Source organism: Glutamicibacter ardleyensis (genome assembly GCF_014644555.1).
GTDB lineage: Bacteria > Actinomycetota > Actinomycetes > Actinomycetales > Micrococcaceae > Glutamicibacter > Glutamicibacter bergerei.
This window is the reverse complement of the sequence record NZ_BMKX01000013.1, coordinates 20550-36399: the sequence shown is the minus strand read 5'-3', so window position 1 is coordinate 36399 and position 15850 is coordinate 20550. Positions and strand designations below refer to the sequence as shown.

General features: G+C 52.3%; 13 protein-coding genes. 6 read left to right on the top strand and 7 right to left on the bottom strand.

Going from position 1 to position 15850, the window contains the following annotated elements; translation table 11 throughout:
• Positions 1-9: 9 nt before the first annotated feature.
• Entirely contained in the window at positions 10-588 is a 579-nt protein-coding gene (locus tag IEX04_RS17535) for a recombinase family protein (protein ID WP_188687372.1), read from the bottom strand.
• Positions 589-939: 351 nt separating this feature from the next.
• Between IEX04_RS17535 and IEX04_RS17530 the strand changes: the two genes are divergently transcribed.
• From IEX04_RS17530 to IEX04_RS17520, 3 genes are all read left to right on the top strand, one after another.
• Positions 940-2607 (top strand): SIR2 family protein, encoded by a 1668-nt coding sequence (locus tag IEX04_RS17530; protein ID WP_188687371.1) that lies wholly within the window; start codon positions 940-942, stop codon positions 2605-2607.
• Positions 2608-2678: 71 nt separating this feature from the next.
• On the top strand, positions 2679-3185 hold the full coding sequence (locus IEX04_RS17525) for a hypothetical protein (protein ID WP_229677224.1): 507 nt from the start codon (positions 2679-2681) through the stop codon (positions 3183-3185).
• Positions 3178-5583, top strand: coding sequence for an AAA family ATPase (locus tag IEX04_RS17520; RefSeq protein ID WP_188687369.1), 2406 nt, complete (start codon positions 3178-3180; stop codon positions 5581-5583). Before IEX04_RS17525 ends, IEX04_RS17520 begins: the two co-directional genes overlap by 8 nt.
• A 251-nt stretch (positions 5584-5834) precedes the next feature.
• Here the strand turns inward: IEX04_RS17520 and IEX04_RS17515 are convergent, their stop codons facing one another.
• The 4 genes from IEX04_RS17515 to IEX04_RS18910 all read right to left on the bottom strand — a co-directional run bounded on the left by IEX04_RS17515 (position 5835) and on the right by IEX04_RS18910 (position 11389).
• Entirely contained in the window at positions 5835-7925 is a 2091-nt protein-coding gene (locus IEX04_RS17515; RefSeq protein WP_188687368.1) for an AAA family ATPase, read from the bottom strand.
• A 297-nt stretch (positions 7926-8222) separates the two neighbouring features.
• Positions 8223-8999: an ATP-binding protein gene (locus tag IEX04_RS17510; RefSeq protein WP_188687367.1), complete on the bottom strand. Its 777-nt coding sequence runs from the start codon at positions 8997-8999 to the stop codon at positions 8223-8225.
• On the bottom strand, positions 8999-10324 hold the full coding sequence (gene istA / locus IEX04_RS17505) for an IS21 family transposase (RefSeq protein ID WP_229677237.1): 1326 nt from the start codon (positions 10322-10324) through the stop codon (positions 8999-9001). The genes IEX04_RS17510 and istA overlap by 1 nt, the downstream gene beginning before the upstream one ends.
• A 651-nt stretch (positions 10325-10975) precedes the next feature.
• Entirely contained in the window at positions 10976-11389 is a 414-nt protein-coding gene (locus IEX04_RS18910; protein WP_229677223.1) for a DUF4190 domain-containing protein, read from the bottom strand.
• Positions 11390-12145: 756 nt separating this feature from the next.
• On the opposite strand from IEX04_RS18910, the gene IEX04_RS18905 reads away from it, so the two are divergent.
• Together IEX04_RS18905 and IEX04_RS17490 are read left to right on the top strand one after the other, a co-directional pair.
• Positions 12146-12460, top strand: coding sequence for a type II toxin-antitoxin system Phd/YefM family antitoxin (locus tag IEX04_RS18905; protein WP_229677222.1), 315 nt, complete (start codon positions 12146-12148; stop codon positions 12458-12460).
• Complete coding sequence (locus IEX04_RS17490) at positions 12457-13023, top strand: type II toxin-antitoxin system RelE family toxin (protein ID WP_188687365.1); 567 nt, start codon at positions 12457-12459, stop codon at positions 13021-13023. The genes IEX04_RS18905 and IEX04_RS17490 overlap by 4 nt, the downstream gene beginning before the upstream one ends.
• A 711-nt stretch (positions 13024-13734) precedes the next feature.
• Here the strand turns inward: IEX04_RS17490 and IEX04_RS17485 are convergent.
• Together IEX04_RS17485 and IEX04_RS17480 are read right to left on the bottom strand one after the other, a co-directional pair.
• A complete protein-coding gene (locus tag IEX04_RS17485; RefSeq protein WP_188687364.1) occupies positions 13735-13998 on the bottom strand; it encodes a hypothetical protein in 264 nt (87 codons plus the stop codon).
• Between the two features lie 26 nt (positions 13999-14024).
• Complete coding sequence (locus tag IEX04_RS17480; RefSeq protein WP_188687363.1) at positions 14025-14792, bottom strand: hypothetical protein; 768 nt, start codon at positions 14790-14792, stop codon at positions 14025-14027.
• Positions 14793-15212: 420 nt separating this feature from the next.
• Between IEX04_RS17480 and IEX04_RS17475 the strand changes: the two genes are divergently transcribed.
• The gene (locus IEX04_RS17475) at positions 15213-15845 is read left to right on the top strand and encodes a hypothetical protein (protein WP_194446480.1); all 633 of its coding nucleotides are present in this window, start codon (positions 15213-15215) and stop codon (positions 15843-15845) included.
• Positions 15846-15850 lie beyond the last annotated feature (5 nt).

Here is a 15850-nt window from a genome sequence, read left to right as displayed (position 1 = left end):
CAAGTCTGTTTAATCCAGAGCCTTGATTCTGCGGTAGAGCGTTGCCCGGGACATTCCCATATCTCGGGCTACCTGGGTCGCTGGTTCACCGGCCTGAATAAGTTTCGAAGCTGTACGGATCTGCGATTCAGTGAATGTCGGGCGCCGGCCGCCGAGGTCCCCTCCGGTGGTGCGGCGTTTGGTGACGGAGTCGTTGATGCGTTCGCGTTTGATCTCAAGTTCCATTTGGGCGAGTGCGGCCATGACGGTGAAGACCATAGCTCCCATGGGTGTCTTGGTATCCACATCGCCGCCGCCGAGGTTGAGTACCCGTAGTCCGATATTCCGTTCGCGAAGTTCTTGGGCGAGGTCGAGCATTTTCTGGGTGGAGCGTCCGAGTCTGTCCAAGGTGGTGATCACCAGGGTATCGTCCGGGTGCAGCGAGTCGAGGGCTTTGTCCAACCCTGGTCTTTTACTCAGCGCACCTGATAGGCCGTGGTCGATATAGAGGTCATCGCGGCGGACGCCAGCTGCCAACAGGTCTTGGATTTGCCGGTCGGCGTCTTGGGTTTTGGTTGATACTCGGGCGTATCCGATCAGCTTGGTCATGGAATCCTTGAAAAGTGTCTCGCAACTAATGGTGTCAACATGATTCTATGACACTGGTTGCAACACATAGTTGCGAGAATTTAGGACCATTGATTTTTCAACATTTTTCAGCTGGGGAAGTGAGAGTCAATGAGACGTCTTGCAACCCTTGGGTTGCGAGGCCAGGATCGTGTCTGCAGATAGTCACTTTGGCGGGCAATATCACTTGACTGTTGAAAGGTGTGAACTACCATCTCGATGCGGAAGACGTGTCGGAGTGGTGGGGCCATGACGAACTACCTTACGGACTCATGACAAGATATACTCAGCGCATTTATGACGGTTGGCCTGCGCTAAGGGCGAGGGGGATGCATGCGGGAAGCATGGAGGTCACTTAAAGCAAACCATTCACAGTTAATTGAGGATGTTGCTGACGGCAAGCGGCTCGTATGGCTCGGGTCTGGGATATCCCGCTATCAGGTACCTGACCTAGTTAAACTGATTTCTCGTGTCCTGCGTTTCCTGCGAGATCGAGCGGCCTCCGGGGAGCCCGACGCTAGTAATCATGGGGAAGCGTTGCTGGAGATTCTCGATGCCCACCTTGCGGAAGAGCGTCAGCGATATTTAGCCGACCCAATAGGTTGGGAGCCAGCTGCGCTTGAGGTTCTCCGCGAGCGATACAGCCAGGTGCTGGGCGTCGGAGTCGCCGGGAAACCGAACGACTATCTGCTCATCGAGGGTGCAGGTCTACCGATTCTGTATGGGGATCCAGATCTCGAACCTGGACCGACCCACAAGATTCTCGCCATGTTAATTTCCGAAGGCGTCGTAACCACCCTCGCATCTGGAAATTGGGATGGCCTAGTAGAGAAAGCTCTCGCAGACATCTCCGCGACGAGCTCGCTACTCGACGTCTATGTCGATGTTAATGATCCGAGAGATGCTCAAGGCCATGCCGAGATCGCAAAGTTTCATGGATGCGCTGTTCTTGCACTGAACGATTCCGTGCGGTATCGCGACAAGATCATCGCTACCACTGCTCAGATCAGCAGGTTGCACGGTGACCCTGCATATGAGCACATGCGGGACCACCTGCGAGACCTGACCACACGAACGCGCTCGCTCGTACTTGGACTTTCAGTACAGGACAGCGATCTGCTAACCATATTCCAAGCCTCAGCAAGTCGCAGCCCGTGGCCATGGGACGACACTCATCCGGCGTACCTATTCGCTGAACCTGCCGTGCTGCCCAGCCAGAGAGACGTACTTGAGGTAGCATACGGCGACGACTATGGACGCGAACGCCCGAGTATTCTTCAGAAATCGGCGCTTGGCGCGTATGCCGGCCCGGTCACGGCGGCCCTACTCATCGAAGTGCTCGCGTCAAAGCTCGCGGCAGCCCTCCAGCAGCACCAGAATCTGCCGATGAACATGCTGCAAAGTCTGGAAAGGGGAATCCGCCGCCTCATATCGCGAATCGTTATAGCGTTTGGACGAGACGAGGCGGCGCTGGCAGACTTCCTTCTCGACGGGTATTCAGACTTCTTGAGGACGTATCTTGGGTCCGCCACTGTCGGAGCTACTCAATACGTTCCCTTTGCTAGAGGTACCAGAAGCCAGATCAGAACTGGATTCGCAGTCGTAGCTATGGGACTCGACCTTCTCGCAGTGGCAGTCGGAATGATCGGTTTTGGTGAGGAGAAAAATCGTTGGCGTGTCTCGCTACATAGCGAAGAAAAGGGCAGTCGAATTCTGGTTTCACGCAGGCGTGCATCCACCGGGACAACTCTGGTCGTCGTACACGGGGCTAGCGAGGCAATCGATGTCATGGCGAGCGATGACTGGATTAGCGGGCACGACGACATGGTTCTGCTGCAGATGAAACTTGGCTCTTTAGCTTCGACACGATCGCCCACGGGACGAATCGGCCGTGGAAGGAAGGTGCGTAAACGTCGTGAGGTAGCGTGGAGCGAGATCTCTGATTCGGTTATAGATATGGAGGACCTTATGGTTCGATTCGAGACTGGTGCTGGGCTTTGAAGAGCACCAAGTTCCGGGAAGAGCTTCGATCAGAGGTAATTCGTCTTCTGATGGATAACGGATACGTCGAAATGTCCAATAAGGTCACAGTCGGCGATATTCAGCTAGAAATTTCAGATCTGTGGGAGAGCCCGCAGGAAAACATGGATCTGTCGATGATCATCGAGCGGCCTGATTCACGCGAGTCCGAATTACGACTCTATTGGCTTGTTCAACGTTTGGCGCGGGCGCTAGATTCGGCGAGCTCACGCCGCACCGTGACGGTGATCTTGATCGGCGAGCCGTCACAGAATTCCGGGCTGAGCGAACTTCTCGAACTCGCTAGGGTGCTAGTGGTGGACGGGTCGTTAGCAACAGAACGTATGATCGGCCCGCTTCTGCGGCTCCGGTTGCCTGTTACCGCTACTTCCCAGCTTGACGGAATCGCTGATGTGGTAATCGCCATTGGCAAAAATCAGTCCACACGCGATCTCATGAGAATCATCCACGCCGCAGAGGCAGGGGCAGGTGCGGTGACTGACCGTTATCGTGTCTGGCTCGAAGAATCATTTTTAAACAAGGGAAGCTCAGATGTCTGAACTACGCCTAAAAGAGCTCATTGTCGAGAACTTTCGAAGTATTTCTGGGCGGTGCGTGATCCCGCTGGACGGTTCGATCACACTAGTCCACGGTGCTAACGGTGCAGGAAAGACTAGCCTCTTGAGCGCCATCGAACTTGGCGCTACGGGCCGAGTTGGTTTCTTAGAAGAACAAAAAGGAGACACGCGTTCGCTTCTCCGAAATCATGATTTCCCACACGGGAGCGTTAAATTATCTCTCGCCGACCATCGCAATGTCACTCGCGTGGGATCGTACGAAATGAACGGCGACGAAGTTACTGGGAATGCTGCGCTGACGCCGGCAGAGCAGACCTATTTCTTGGAGCGAAGTTTTCTTCCCCAAACCGCACTGGGGCGATTGCTGGAGTCGTATACGGAGACCGGTAAGCAGGTAGACACTGCGTTGGTTCGCTTCGTGAAGGCCCTCGTGGGCCTCGATGATCTCGACGCCCTCATCGAAGGACTGCATGCTTCAGGAGACCGGAGGCGAAGCAAGAAAATAGTTCACGGCTGGATCCGGGGAGCAGAAGAACTCGATGTCATGCAGCAGCGGCAGAGCGAGGTAACTGCGAAGCTAGATACTGCCAGGTCGCAGCTTGGCGTTGCTGTCTCTCTGCTTCGTGAACTTATAGGCGATCCAGACTTGAGCGACGTGAACGAGCTATTGAGCACGTCAACCGAGCATGGTCGAGGATCAGAGACTAGCCGGGCTGAGCTTGCCCGACTAGGGGAACTGCAGGTTAGGGTCGACGCTATTGCCAGTATGCGGAAGCAAGCCGCCGCCCTCTTCTCGGACAAAAACGACAAGCTCGAAACGGTTCGAGCTGAAGAAGCTCAGACCGCGTTCGAGACGTGGAAGGCGGGAACCGGAGACGCAACGCTTTCCGAACTGAACCGGATTCGGGAAACGTTGCTAAACCTATCAGCGGCCACAATCGGGCATTTGGCGGATGCCTACGACGAAGCCGTGGAGCGTGCTGCGTTTGCTGACAGCCTATACGCGGAGGCGGTCGCCACGGACCGCGAACGTGCCGAAAGAATAGGCTCGTTGGACCAGAGGATTCGGGAACTGGATCAAGAAATCGCGGCCGTTGAGACCAGGTCTCAGGCGCTCGAGGTTTCAACGGACGTGAGGGTTCTGATTGAGATCCTCGAACTGACTATCCCAATTGCAGGCTCGGAGCATTGCCCGGTCTGCGACGAGCAATTTACTGGAGCTGGTTCGCTCGCGGAGCATTTCGCTGCGAAGCTCGACCGGTTGAGCGCGAACGCAAGTCAACTAATGGCTGAAGAAAGAAAGCTGGCAAAGCTCCGGGAGGAACGGCTCGCGAAGGTGCAACAGGTCGTTGTTCAAAAAAGCTTTCCATGGTTTCAGCAGGGCGAGCCCATGGACGAGACAATCCGGCGCCTCAATGGACTTAACGATTCTGTCGCCGAAGGCAACCGGCTGAGGCGCAACCTTCAGTCGACCCAGGCGAGTATCGCTGAGTTGGCCGCTCACGCGGCCGAAAGTGCCATCTTGGCTGACCGAGTCGCCGAGGTTGCTCTGGCGCTGGGTCTGCCCGTCCACGATCTCCCTGTCCAGGAACCGGAATTAAAGCTTGAGAGCGAAATCGCGATGCGTATACGACTGATTCGCGATGCAGAGGTTCAGCGGCATCGCGAACGTGATGCACGCGAAACCATCGAGGATATGCAACGCTACGTCATGAAATTGGACCAGGAGTTGAGAGAATCCGAGCAAAGGATATCAACGTTACAGGGGCAGCTGTCGACGGCCGAGTCACGGATGGCGAGTTCTCGTCAGGTCCTGCAAATCGCTGAACGAACTCGATCCAAACTAATCAACGAGGTCTTCGACCAATCTTTGAATTCTTTATGGGCCCAGCTCTTCGGCCGCTTCGCTCCATCAGAAAGATTCACTCCCCGCTTTGTAAAACAAACTGAGTCGAGCCGGTCAGTGGATGTGAGTCTTGAGACCGAACTGCCTGGGGGGACAATTTCGGGAAGTCCCGGAGCCATGCTCAGCTACGGCAATACCAACTCCGCTGCGCTAGCACTGTTCATGGCCTTGCACCTGTCCGCACCAAGCGAGCTTCAATGGCTCATCTTCGATGATCCGGTGCAGTCTATGGACGACATCCATGTTGCGAACTTTGCGGCCATCATTCGTCAGCTTGCTTTCGTGCACCAACGCCAAGTGGTGATCGCGATTCATCAGCCGGAACTGCTCGACTACCTCTCGTTGGCACTCGCACCGAGTGATGCCACCCAATCGCTGGTGCGCGTTACGCTCGATCGTGGAGCCGGGACAACAGTTGCGCACGTGGACCGTGTTGAGTACGCAGAAGAATCGATCCTGGAGCGAGTGATCTAGCTATCCTCTCCCACGTTCTAACCTCGAAATCTCATTTCTAGTGCGGTTGAAATTCGGACCGGGTACGACGCCCGCCGCGAGTTAGTCAATCAAGCACTGGAGCATGCCATGGATACGTCGGCAAAACGACCTAGTATCTGGAGGGTTCCTGTGCATGGCACCTCGCCAAGCTGTGTTGTTCCGAGCGAAAGTGTCTCATAACTGCAGTGCTTCAAAACCCATAGCTTGCAAGACGTCGTTAGGTATATTCATTACGGCGAAAGAAGCGACTGGACAGCTGAAATGAACCCGATAAGGTCCACGCCGATAGACCAAGCAATAATATTCAAATTCTCGTCCAGATTTCTACACCATCTGATGGTAAGAACCAAAGAGGCAAGTACCGCAACTCCAGAAATTATTGCCACAGAAACTCCACCGAAGATAAGCGAAATCACAAAGGATAAAAGTGCAACAAAAACTACTAAAATACTAATAAGTATACGTTTAAATCTCTTTTTGTCCCTATTTGCATGATTTTTTTCTTCAGTTCTAGCCCGCTGTTCGGTCTGAAGTTCCTGCATTAGCTTTTGGCGCTCTTGTTCAGCATGGTTCAATTTTCTTTGAGCTTCTAACTCGCGGGCTTGAGCGTCTGTGACATCAACGTAGGCCGAAGCGATTTGCTCATTCCTGTATGAACGGTCGATATCATTCAATGCATTAAGTCTACGGGCGCGGGAAGCCATGACTTCAGCCGCAAGACTGGAAGGTGTTGAGTTCTGGGCAATTTCATCGAGCATTTCTGGCAGGTTATGTAGACGCGCGTGGTATAGATCCAAATTAGAACCCCCCTGCTCGGGGGATAGGCGAGTTGCCAGCTTTATAGCAAATTCTTTAGGAAAGCGAGCAGGCAAATCCCAGATTGCTTCGTCAACGAATTGCCCTGCTGCAAGGCTAGCAAGCCCCGAAAGTTCTTCAGGTTCTGCGCTAATGGATAGAACAGTGGTCCATTGAGCAAGGGTTAGCGTGATCGGCACTCTGTCATTGGACACCGAACCATATGCGTGATTCATAGCTCGATCAGTAGTGATAATCCAAGCCCCTGGCCAATTTGCTGAAGACTCTCGTCGTCTCCTGCGCCAAGCCATTGTTAGAGTTTCCGCATCCCGAAGAACGACCCTAGACGATCTTTGCCGAGTAAATTGACTCAGGTATTCATTGAGCGCATTATGGCAGGACTCCTTGCGATCGGGTGAAATCCCGTTTCCGTGGTGTCGCACTACAACGCCCATTTCGTTTAGGCGCTTCGTTAAAGACTTCGCAGCTACGACCACGTCATCGAGACTCTTATAAGTACCCTCACGCAGGGCCATTATTACCATTCCATGGAATTGATCATCTACCAGGCCGGCATAGAAATCCAACCGGGTATTGCTTTTACTAGCCTCGATGTATATATTCCTGAGGTTGGGTATCTCTCGTTCAACTAACTCATTCAATTCTTCTATCGAATGCTCTGGAACAATTACGTCCCATCCATCCTTTACGGCTCGACGGATAGTCTTCTCCACGTCTTTCTGTTCTTGTCTGGGACCAATCATTTCGAGCAGGAATGGGGTATCAATAATGGCACGTTGGTGCTCTGGTTTTCCGAGCAACGATGAAAGCTGCGCACCAGATGCTCCTGCTACATAGGTCTGCAGCACAGCTCCAGTGGCGATATGAGTTACCATCTCTCGGCCAAAAGGATCCAGCGGGTCGAGGGCGCTCACCGCTAATGATTGAAGAAACTCTACGATCTCTTGTCTCGGGCTGGCTGCTGAAAGCGAATCCAATGCAGGTTGAGGATCTAGAATTTTGGATGGAGCCTTTCCCTCAATTAAAGATTTTGCTGAACCTAAATGGATCGTCAGTGATTTGGCAATTGCTGGAATGAGAGCTGCGAAAAGGGCATCAAGCCAGAGTTGAGCCTCGTTGGAGTCAGGCTCTACCCCCAAACCTTGTCTAGACCTCGCCCTAATCTCAGCGGATGTGCGCTCACGCAGATTGCTGACCCAGCCATCATGGTGTTGAATGTCTGCGAGCCCATTTGCCGTAAGTTGCCAATTCGCGGATGCGTCAACCTTCGAGACTAGACCCAACTCGCGGCTAACATCTAATGCCGCTTCGACTCGTTCTATGGTTGGTCGCGAATCTGGCCAAATGCGCTCAGTTGCGGCACATACTTCCTCAACACTTGCTGGCCCATGCCGTAGATACTGGCATGCTGCGGCGCTTAGAAGGTCAGCTTCAGTGGCCGATGATCCGCTGTGTAGTACATTTTGAACCGCCCCAAGAAAGTAGTCGCCCTCAGTCAATTCCATTCGTTTCCCCCATTTTATAGTTGAAGGCTAATTCTAATGTCACGTTTGTGGCTTCGGACAACGAAGGGCAAACGCTAGAAGACATCGCTGTAGCCCACTCATAGAAGCGTCACTAATAAACTGTGGAGGGACCGCAAGTTCGCATGATCTGACTGTCAGATAGCCGTTCTCGGTACCGCGAGTCCATGTAACCGGTATCGGTGTTCCATGGATTGGGAACTGGCCACCGCTGCACTCCCACCAATGGTCAGCTCCCCGTTTACCGGCGCCCTGTATCGTTGAGCGCGGATCTACTGCTTAATCCCAGTGATCTCCCGTCTGGCGATTCTTCGTAGTTTGTTCACGGCGCATATCAAAAGAACCAAGGCTGATACGTCGAGAATTCTGAGCCAGTCGATTCACGATCGAGTCTGCCGCGACTCGGTCGTGAATCATATCCAGCCAATACTTCGGCCCACTTTGAGCCAATACCATCGTCGGAAGCCGCCGATCCCTGTCCGCCAAGATCGCGAACAAATTATTAGTCGCACGCGGATCGATACCGACCGTGAGGAAATCATCCAAAATGAGCAAATCCACGTCCTTGAGTTGATCCAGCAACTCCCGGTGAGCGATATGATCGCTTTGAACGCTGAGTATTTTCAGACTCAAATCATCCATCCGCCAATACCGGACGCTATGGCCGTTATGGCAGGCAGCAATCCCGATAGCGCACGCCAGATGGGTTTTCCCCGAACCAGACATCCCCGTGATGATGACGTTCACCGAGTCCCGACCCCAATCGTTGGTCGCGTAGCGGCTCATCCTCACCTTGTTCAATTCACCGCGGTCTTGCCTGTAATCCAACTCTTCAATAGCCGCATCAGCAAAAGGGAAATGCGCGTGCGCGATCAACCGTTCAATCCTGTTGGACCGGCGAATTTCCAAAGCCTGATCGACCGCTTGGCGAATCAGCACCTCAGGTGCCACCAATTCATTGGACTCATCGTTAAGCAGCTCATCCAGAAGTTCAGCGACCTTCGTCATCCGCAACGTCCGGAACTTCTCATAGTCTTCACTGGTGAAAACTGTCATTAGAACTCCTCCGAGTAGTAGGAACCGTCACGTACGAAAACGTCCTGATCTCCGTTGGTAACCTCGGGCTTGAGCGTGTTCAGTGCCGCCGGAGGTGCCTCTTGGACTTGGTTGTCGCTCGTGATTGTTCCCAGCACCCGTTTGAGGGTTGTGTAGGTCGGAACAGCATTGATGTTCAGCACCTGCTGACACGCGGCTTCCAATCTGGCCTTGCCTTTGCGGCCCAACGAATCAAGGATGTTCTGGCAATCCAAATATCCTTGGGCTTCAACAGCATGCCGGTCCAAGACTTGAGCGATCACCATACTGGTCGCCGGCCCAAACCCTTGCGCCCGGTCTAAGAACCACGCCCGGGACCAGAGATTGGCGATGTTTCGATGAACGGGCGGAACGTGCTCACTCAACGTTGAGTATTGGCCCTTACGCCCGTATTTACGCGGGTGCTCGCAAACCACATGTTCCTTGTCGAACAGCGTGACGCGCAGGTCCGTCAGCCGGACTTTGAGACTCTGACCTGCCAATCGATAAGGCACCGAGTAATGCTGGTAGTCGGTGGTGATGTGATAGTTCCGTCCGACTTTCACCTGTTTCCATGTCACTTGGGTAAACCGTTGCTCAGGCAACGAACCCAAATGCGAGCGCTCGTCCGCAGCGAAGATTTCGCGTTTGGTGATCCCTTGAGGATTCTTCAGGTCATTGATTTCTTCTACCTGCGCGGCAATGGCCGCGTTCAGCTCGTCAATCGTGGACCAGAGCTCACTGCTGAGGTAGCCGATGATTCGAGTATTCGCTGTTTGCACGGCCCGCTCAATGGCGGCTTTGTCAGTTGGCCGTTTCACTCGGGCCGGCACGATCGCAATCCCGTAGTGCGAGGCCAATTGTGAGTACCTGTCGGTGAGCACTCGTTGTCTGTCCCCGCGAGTGGGCCGGTATGTTGCGGTCTTGGCGTTATCCGGAATAAGTAGTTGCGGGACGCCGCCAAAATATTCCAGTGCCTGAACGTGCAATTCAATCCATGCTTGAAGATTCATCGTCAACGACGCTCTCGCGAACACCAACCCCGAATACGGGAGCACCGCGGCAAACAGATACGCCTTAGAAGGCTTTCGCGTAAATAAATCAGTCACGGTGAGGGTTTGCCCTGCCCAGTCCACCTGCATGGCCCGTCCTGGCTCGTGGTGGATCGTTGCCGCCAAGTCGTGGGTTCTCACGTGTGCAGCGAATAACTCGCAGAATTTCGAATACCCGTATTTCTTCTGCGCTGACGGACTGCCCACGTAGGTTTGCCAGGCCCGTTGCAAGGTGGAGTTCCGATCGAACTTCATTGATTTCAGCACCGGTGCTGAAATCAGGCTGGTCGAACGCCTCGGATTTTTGGGATCGCCCATCGGGAAACCACAGATCCAGTTGTTCCTCGCCCAGACGGTCAACCTGATCCGGAGTTGTGAGGTGGTGGTCGTTCAGGGTCTTCTTTGCGCTGGCGATAGCTCGTCGAGAGCAATTCTCAGTTCTGACGATATCGCTGTAGCTGTGTCCTTGAACGAGTAGGCGCATGATGGCACGGTAATTGGCCATCGTTCCTCCTTAAATAGTTTCAGCGCCCCACCGGGTGTGGTGCGCTGAATCTAGAGGAACATAGAACTTGGTGTAGCAGTACCCTGTTGATGGAATGGGAATACCGGATGCGTGGACCTTGAGTACCTTCAACGGCTATCTGACATCTGACAATACAAAAGCCTTAACTTGACATAACGGAGGTTATCGGCTCAAAATCAAGGGGGACAGGAGCCGCTGCGAATACTCACATATCGCGATAGTTCACAGAGCAATAAACATCTGGAATGGGGTCCGTACCGCTTAGAGACAATATGCGGGGTGTCACCAAGCGGTATAGACCTACTTAACAGGCTCACATTTCGAAACAAACCGGTGCGAACCGTACAAAAAAGGGGGTCTTCAGGTACAAACTTTGCTTATTAGCTGTGTGTAGCTAGAGATCCGAGTATCAGAACAACCCAGAATGCCAGCCAGACATAACCGATGATCAGCCCGGCTAGAGCCATGCCGCGCCCCGGTTGACCTGTCTTCTTTATCTGGCTGAGTGCGATATGCCCGAAGATGATACCGAAAAATCCCGTCACTAGTCCGAGGATAAGGGCAAGAATCGCAAAGACATTTGTGCTCGGCGGCGAGCTCTGCTGATAGATCGGTTGACCCTCCATGTTGTACCCAACTTGGGCACCGAGTAAGGGTTCTCCATGTGGGCCTACCTGCCGGGAATTGCGCTGGGAAGCTTTAGTGCTGGATGTTACTGCGACAACGATTACTACAATGACTATCGCAGCAATGAAAAGTAGCAGAAGTAAGTGCCATCCTTGCAGTCCGCCCATAGTTCCTCCTTATATCAAAATGATGGTGTCTGCTAAGTCTGATCCAAGGCGTGGGAAAAGCAAACTCTGATAAGGGATGAAACGTCATTTGGAATGCTTCCCGGCTGCCGGTGGAGAGATCAAAAGAAGGCCCGCAAGAATCAACGTGAAGTATTCCCAGGTAATGAAGAATCGGAAAATCCTTGCAACGGCTCAAGAGCGCTTCCTGCAAAGCGCAAATAGAACCTTTCGAGTTCAGGCAGCATGGCGGCCCGAGGGTTCCACAGTGTCCCGTCCTTCTTCCCAACGGGATGGACCGATGGACTACAGTCAACGATCTAACGGCACACGATGTGCTCTCAAGGATCATGAAACAAGGCTTTACCGGGGTAAGCCTTGAAGCGGGTGGCGTTGCTAATAAAAACAAACGATTCTGGGCTCGGGCATGCGAATAAGAATTAAAGGAACCTCACCACGAATTCGTGATGAGGTTCCTAATCGCGGCCTCAACGCAAACCACCGTGTTTTCACTCAAGCAGTTTGCCTTTTGGAACGTCCCCACGCTCTTCGGTCAACCACAGAACCTACCTCTCATGCTAAGGCTCAGACACATATTTCGCATTCGATCTTCAAATTTTCAAAGAGAATTCAAAGCGGAGCAAGCAGTGATTCTCCGACGCATGCCAGCATGGCCTGTGCCGCCCTTATGACGACTCAAAAATATCTTCCTTCCAATAACAGGTTGAGAATCTATGTAGAAAACTATATAGTTTTTATATGACTACTCTCAGCATCACAGAAGCATCCCGGACAGGGCTTTCAGCTCTTGTTGCTGCGGCAGAAAAAGGCCGCGAGATCCCTCTGTCGCGTCACGGAAAAATCGTTGCAGAAGTCGTCTCGGCTAGGGAGATCGCTGAATTGCGACACGACCGGGAGACACTTCGCGATGCCGCCTTGGTCATGGCACGTTTCGCCACCGATAGCGGTGTGCGCACTGATCTGGACCGCGCTATGGAATTCTTCAATTTGGACCGCAAAACACTTGAAGAGGAAAACGCTCAAGAGACTGAGACTGAGACTGAGACTTCGTGAACCAACCTCAGCAGCGCTTGTGCATCGTCCGGCTGACCGAAGACGCAGTTGGCGATCTATATCGAATACACAAAAAAGATCCCAGTATTCTGCGTGCAGTTTTCAAAAAAATGTTGCTTCTGGAAAAATCGTCTACTGCCGGCGAACCTCTTCTGGGTGCTTTGGTAGGTTTTCGTAAACTAGTGGTCGGAGACAGGGACTGGAGAATCGTCTGGCGCATTACCGAAGATTCTTCTGGCATTCCGGTGCTTGATATTTCCGAGGTGTGGGCGGTGGGAGCTCGTTCGGATGGCGAAGTTTACGATGAACTGACTTCACGGGTCGCTCGGATGGGCAATGACCCAAAAATCCGACCGCTCAAAGACGTTATCACCCAATTGGGCAGGCTGTATGAATCGGTTCAGGTAACCGCCGAACCATCCCGGGAATCAGTACTCCCCGAATGGATGGAAGTTGCATTGAAAGAGCAACTGCATCTTCAACCGCAGGAAATCGCGGAACTCACAGAGCGACAAGCCCAGCAAAAGCTCATGGAGCATTGGTCCAAGAAAGCAGATAGCTAATACGCATACGCTGTGGTCCTATAGCGCGCTAAATCTGACTAAGCCGAATGAAGTAAAGCCTGCTTTACGTAATCAAAATTATCGGCTTTTGAACAACGGGAGTGAAAGTGGTTGCGGAAACTTGCTTCAACCATTGCTCCAAGAGGTCGACAAAGTTCAGCATGGCTCCTCAACATTGCGGCACTCCGCTCAGCCTAGAGGTTTAAGAAAGATCGGTACGGAAATTCACGCTAACGACATGTCGGTGTCGATCCTGGCGGAGACGGGGCTTGTTAAATAGTGAAATGCCCAACGTCACGCTTCCGCTGCGTCGGGCAAACGGTGAGAGCTGCACGTCGTATCTTTCGACAGTGACAGGTACGGGTCTAGGAGTGGTTGTGCGTTACCAGTGGCGACCAACCACTGACAAGTCGGCATCGTCTAACTAACAGAAGCGGTCAAGGTACACTGCGAATGTCTAGTCGGGGAATATGCTGAATCCCACGGCCTGCACATCACTTAGAAAATCAACTGCCCCTGGAACCCATTCCACAGGTTGCGAACGCCTTAGCGTGAACTTTCGGGCAGAACTTACTCAGAACCCAATTCCTAGAGAAGCATGCCTAAGCTGCGCAAGAGAGAATAAACTAACTTCATTTCCTTGGAAACAAACCGAACCCGACTGCCTTCCTATGCAGTCGGGTTCACCGTTTAATCCGCCTTTTATGATTCCTAATGCACCGTGGATTGTGACTTCTTCATCTTCTCAAACGCCGAGGCCAGCATTTTTGCACCTGCGGCCCCCGCAAATGTTAGTCCGAGGATAAGAGCCGTCGCTCCGACGGCGAGTAGCGTTACAAATTCATTCGATCCAAGGAGCATGGTGAGCATACTCTGCCCTATCGAACTCTCAAAAGCTTGAAAAAGTTCTAACCAACTAAAATATCCGGCAGAAAAACCGACGAGCGCGCCAAGTAGAGGGGAAAACTTTTTCATATTGAGTGCCTCGAACTATTCTTTTACTACGCGTAGACGTAAGAAGAGCTTACCGTACAGGCCGGGGTGTTGCCCTTATTGTAATTGCTAGTGTTTGTCCACACCTTCGTAGTTGTGTGGTGCCGAACCTTATTCCCGGACTGTGTAAACCATGATTTGGTGGTAATGACTTGGCCCTTAGCAAGTTTAGGACACTTCTTTGAACTCGTTCCGGTCAACGACGATTTAACATCTTTGAAGACTGACCAACCCAGCACTGTCGCACCTACGGCTTTTATCCAGCGCGATTGTGGAGCGAAGGTCAGGATAATCCCTGGAACGTGCATAACGACGGCGGTTCCTACAGCTTCCGCGGCGCTGACGGTTTTTTTCGTGGTGTGGGCTGCAGGTGCCATGAGCACGTTGTATGAAACGCTACTTAGCCGAGGGATGGAGATCTTGACGCTGGCGACTGCTGTCCAAGGTTTAACCGACATATATTCAACATGTGATCCCTTACCGCGATCAAGACTTTTACTTCCTAAGCTAGGGCCTCGTGACGAGATAGCAAAGCCAACATCTGCGTGTAGACCAACTTGTTTCGGAACTTCGCGAGCGTTATTATACTGAATCTTTATTTGCTTCTTATGGGGAACCCAACTAACGCTTGTAACATTAGTAATATTTCCGATCCAAGCAGCATCTGCTTTGTAGGGCGAAAGTCCCAAAAATACCAAGGACAGGGTAATGGCAAGACAGAAAGCCATAATTTTTCTAGGGAGCCGCTTTTTCCCGACTGCTTGTGTGTAATTCATTCAATAATACTTACTGAAATTTTGCTCGTTGAACAGTTTTTTCATTTTTTGTTACCAAACCGTTGCGATCGTGAAACATGATTATCGGACCCCTTAATAAATATCCGATAAATATAGGGTTCACCTTTTAATAGACTCGCTCCTGGTTAGTTGAAATTTGGTTCGACTATAAGGCAAAAGTCTGTCTGCCTAATATTTTGGTTGCAAGCACAAAAATTCGTGGCCGAATTGTGTCTTGTTGCTTCGCGAGATTTGAGCGAAAGGTCTGTCAGTTCACGATAAGTTAGGACAAATGTGGAACTTTTTTCTTCGCTGGTTGCGCTGGTTTTTTGCTCACCCAGCAGTTCGGTGGGGTAGCAGGTGAAACTAGACCGGGCAGAAGTTCAATCGTGGCTGGATGTAGTAGCACCAGGCACTGGTTTGGTGCGCCTTGCCCAGTTAGCTGAACTTCCGCGGCTGCGAGTCACCCAGCAGGTCAGCAGTGGCAATGTGGCGCCTTCAACCATTACAGCCATTGCACGGGGCCTCGGCTTGGATCCTTTGGACGAGCTAACCCAGTTTCGGGAATTCGCAAACATCACCACCTCCGCGCCCGCCGCAAACGAAATAGCAGCGTTCATTCCCACGGCAGGCCTTTTGCAGGGAACAGTTCATCGTTTAAACTCAGAGACAGTCAACGAGGCTGAACTCGGCGAGGAATCTTACGATCATTTGGCGTTGCATTGGTTTGATTGCGCCGACGATGGAAATCTTCGAGCCCATATCCAACTGCAGCTGGGCGTCGCGCAGCCAACCTTGTGGAAGATGCTGCGCAGCCGGTTACGAGAAGATGTGGCTCTCGAAATCGCCAAATATGCCAATTTCCCTTTAGCATCCGCTCTGGTGGTGTCAGGTGTACTCACTGGTGCTGAGGCAGGATGGGAGCCAGAGTGCCGTTCCCGCTGGCTCAACACATTACCTTTGGGGCAGTTACTTGCCGAATCGGAGAAACGCCTGCGCGAGGTGGGAAAACAGGTACGCAATTTGGAGACATTTGAGAATCATCTAGGCTAAAAGCC